Annotated in this window: 1 protein-coding gene; it reads left to right on the top strand. The window is 54.1% G+C overall.

What is annotated here, in order from left to right:
* Window positions 1–419 precede the first annotated feature (419 nt).
* Window positions 420–3,299, top strand: a complete 2,880-nt coding sequence (gene ileS / locus IGR76_11175; GenBank protein ID MBF2079053.1) for an isoleucine--tRNA ligase — start codon at window positions 420–422, stop codon at window positions 3,297–3,299.
* Window positions 3,300–3,472 lie beyond the last annotated feature (173 nt).

The raw sequence follows: 3,472 nt of genomic DNA on the forward strand, positions 1-3,472 counted from the left end.
GCTGATTGACTGACAAAACTCACACAACCCTGATTCTCTCGTAGGTTGGGTGAGCGCTAGCGTAACCCAACAGAATAAAGGCTAGAGTTGGGTTCCACGTTGTTTCACCCAACCTACTAGAAAAGATATGTCAGTCAACCAGGCAGCAGGGTGGGCGATCGCCTTTTCCAAAATTGCCCACCCCCAAGATCCCCGACTTCTTATCCTCACCCCAACACGCCCCTGTTGGAATGAAACAAGAAGTCGGGGATCTGAAGCCCCAACAGGAGCGATCGCCCCCTCCACACCGCCAGTCTTCAAAAGATGTACTTTCGTAAACAACCGAAAAACCTGAGCAACAAACTTGAAGGTGTCGGGTTTGTAGTCGATAATGGGTCGATACAAACCGTAATGTAAATAACCCTTCTTGGCGATCAACCGTGACAGAACCCGGAAGCTACAAAGACACCGTTAATCTACCGCAGACTGACTTCAGCATGCGAGCCAACGCCGTACAGCGCGAGCCAGAACTCCAAGCCTTCTGGCGCGAACATCGCGTGTACGAAACCCTCGCCGAAACCAATCCCGGTGAGGCGTTTGTCCTCCATGATGGCCCCCCCTACGCCAACGGCACGCTACACATGGGGCACGCCATGAACAAAATTCTGAAGGACATTATTAATAAATATCACTTGCTTCAGGGGCGCAAAGGTCGCTACATCCCTGGCTGGGACTGTCACGGTTTGCCGATTGAGCTGAAAGTGCTTCAGGAAATGAAGCCCGAAGAGCGCAAGAACCTGACCCCGATCGAACTCCGCAAACGGGCGAAGGCTTGGGCACTGGCACAGGTCGATCAGCAGCGGGACAGCTTTAAGCGTTATGGCGTCTGGGGCGACTGGGATCAGCCTTACCTGACCTTGCAGCCAGAATACGAAGCGGCTCAGATTGGCGTATTTGGGCAGATGGTGCTGAAAGGCTATATCTACCGAGGCTTGAAGTCGGTTCACTGGAGTCCCAGTTCTAAAACCGCCTTGGCCGAAGCGGAACTCGAATATCCCGAAGGTCATACCTCCCGCAGCATCTATGCTGCCTTCAAGATGACCAATTTGGGAGATTCTGCCCAGGCGTTTGCCCCGTATCTCCCCTCTTTGGGCGTGGCGATCTGGACAACGACCCCCTGGACAATTCCGGCCAACCTCGCCGTTGCGGTGAATCCAGAGCTCACCTATGCCGTGGTGGAGATATCGGGTGAGAATCCGACGGCGTTTACCCACCTGATCGTGGCGAAGGACTTGGTGGAACGGCTGGCCTCAACCTTAGGGATCTCCCTCACGGTGAAGGCGGAACTCCCTGGAAAAGCGCTGGAGTTTTCCCACTATCACCATCCATTGTTCGATCGCGAAAGCCCGATCATCATCGGCGGCGATTACGTCACCACCGAATCCGGTACCGGATTGGTGCACACGGCACCGGGGCACGGTGTAGAAGACTTTAACGTAGGGCAGCGCTACGGCCTGCCTGTGCTGTGTCCGGTGGATGAGAATGGCGACTTCACCGAGGAAGCAGGCTCCTTTGCTGGGTTGAACGTGCTCAAGGATGCGAATGAGGCGATCGTCCAGGCGATGACTGAGGCCAAATCCTTGCTGAAGGAGGAAGCCTACGTTCACAAATATCCCTACGATTGGCGGACGAAGAAACCGACAATTTTTCGGGCGACGGAACAATGGTTTGCATCGGTCGAAGGGTTTCGTGATGAAGCATTGAAGGCGATCGCCGACGTTACCTGGATTCCAGCCCAGGGCGAAAACCGGATCACGGCGATGGTAGGCGATCGCACCGATTGGTGTATTTCGCGGCAACGGAGTTGGGGTGTGCCCATTCCCGTCTTCTACGACAACGACACCCACGAGCCGTTGATGAACGAAGATACCATCAATCACATCCAAGCCATCATCGCGGAGCATGGCTCCGATGCCTGGTGGACGATGTCAGTTGAGGAGCTTTTACCGGAGAAATACCGCAAGGATGCCAGCCGTTACCGCAAAGGAACGGACACGATGGATGTGTGGTTCGATTCCGGCTCCTCGTGGGCGGCAGTGGCGCAACAGCGGGAGGGCTTGACCTATCCAGTGGATATGTACCTGGAAGGATCGGATCAGCACCGGGGTTGGTTCCAGTCGAGTTTGCTGACTAGCGTTGCCTGCAATGGTCATGCACCGTATAAGACGGTTCTGACCCACGGTTTTGCCCTGGATGAACAGGGGCGAAAAATGAGCAAGTCCCTGGGCAACATTGTTGATCCAGCGGTGGTGATTAACGGGGGCAAAAACCAGAAGGTAGAACCTCCCTACGGGGCAGATGTGCTGCGGCTTTGGGTGTCGTCGGTGGATTATTCCGTAGACGTATCCATCGGGAAGAACATTCTGAAGCAGTTGGCGGATATTTACCGCAAGATCCGCAATACAGCCCGATTCCTGATCGGCAACCTGCACGACTTTGATCCCGCGAAGGATGCCGTTCCCTACGCCGAATTGCCGGAACTGGATCGCTATATGCTGCACCGGATGACGGAAGTGTTTGACGATGTCACCGATGCCTTTGAAAGCTTCCAGTTCTTCCGTTTCTTCCAAGCGATCCAGAACTTCTGTGTGGTCGATCTGTCCAATTTCTATCTGGATATCGCCAAAGATCGTCTTTACATCAGCGCTCCCGATGCCCAGCGTCGCCGCAGTTGTCAGACCGTCTTGGCGATCGCCCTGGAAAACTTAGCACGGGCGATCGCGCCAGTATTGTCCCACTTGGCGGAAGATATTTGGCAGTATTTGCCCTATGCAACCCCGTTCAAGTCGGTATTCCAGTCTGGTTGGATTGCGCTGGATTCTCAGCATCGCCAACCGGATCTGAACTCGCTTTGGAATTCTCTGCGCGAGATTCGCGATGAGGTAAATAAGGTTCTAGAAAAGGCACGGACGGAAAAGGCGATCGGGTCTTCCCTGGAGGCCAAGGTGCTGCTATATGCAGTTGATCCGGAATTACGCCAACAGTTGCAAGGAATGAATCCGAACGATAGCCTAGCCGGAAATGGCGTAGACGAACTGCGCTATCTGTTCCTAACCTCCCAGGTGGAACTGCTGGATTCTCCAGAGCCGTTGTCCAAACTAACCTATTCCTCTCAGTCGGACACGCTGGGTGTGGGTGTTGCCGATGCCGATGGCGAAAAGTGCGATCGCTGCTGGAACTACTCTACGCATGTCGGAGAGTCTACAGAGCATCCGCTGTTGTGCGAACGCTGTATTCCAGCCCTGGCGGGTGAATTCTAGAGGTAGGGTGCGTCATTGCTGAGCGTGGCGCACCTATCTGGGGGCTGGGCAAAAAAAACTCCCCGCCTTTGCGGAGAGCGATCCCAAAACGGAGAAAGCAAACAAACTTACAAAATTGGTACCTGGTCACCGCAATAAGAATTGTTAATGAGAATGGCTGAAGCAGCTACATT

The sequence above is a fragment of the Synechococcales cyanobacterium T60_A2020_003 genome (assembly GCA_015272205.1).
Taxonomy (GTDB): Bacteria; Cyanobacteriota; Cyanobacteriia; order RECH01; family RECH01; genus JACYMB01.